The sequence below is a fragment of the Paraburkholderia sp. SIMBA_053 genome, assembly GCF_046534895.1.
GTDB classification, from domain to species: Bacteria; Pseudomonadota; Gammaproteobacteria; order Burkholderiales; family Burkholderiaceae; genus Paraburkholderia; species Paraburkholderia caledonica.
In genome coordinates this window covers 1-471 of sequence record NZ_JAWRXU010000094.1, presented here as the reverse complement: position 1 = coordinate 471, position 471 = coordinate 1, and the positions used below count along the sequence as shown (strand labels likewise).

General features: G+C 60.7%; 1 protein-coding gene and 1 pseudogene. One reads left to right on the top strand and one right to left on the bottom strand.

What is annotated here, in order from left to right:
- Positions 1 to 173: pseudogene (locus SB753_RS34710) on the bottom strand (haloacid dehalogenase type II); the annotation flags it as partial.
- Positions 174 to 289: 116 nt separating this feature from the next.
- On the opposite strand from SB753_RS34710, the gene SB753_RS34705 reads away from it, so the two are divergent.
- A partial coding sequence (locus SB753_RS34705) for a LysR family transcriptional regulator (RefSeq protein ID WP_410804560.1) occupies positions 290 to 471 on the top strand: 182 nt, incomplete at its 3' end.

Sequence of the window (471 nt, the reverse complement as noted above, 5' to 3'; positions counted from 1 at the left end):
GCGTGCTCGTGCCTGTCGTAGACGGCGATGAACTCGCGCGGATCGATGGCGGCGGCGTGCTTGCCGGCGAGGATCGCCGTGACGGCCTCCAACAGCCCTTCGTCCCATTGAATCAGCGTGCCGTAGCAATCGAAGGTCAGCCACGACGGGCGCGGTGAGTTTTCAAGTGACATGTGTGACTCCTTTCCGGTGACGTCGATATGGAACACAGACTATGCCTCGCGCCGCATATTGGGAAATTAAATTAAAATGGCATGCTTAGTGGAATCGTAAATATGAGGCGCCCGTCATGCTCGATCTCGAACTTCTGAAGACGCTGGTGTGCGTCGTCGACGAAGGCAGCTTTACACGGGCCGGCGACCGCGTGCACCGCACCCAGTCGACGGTCAGCCAGCAGGTGCGGCGCCTCGAAGAACTGGTCGGCCGTACGCTGCTGATGCGCGACCGCACGGGCAACCAGGTGACGGCGAC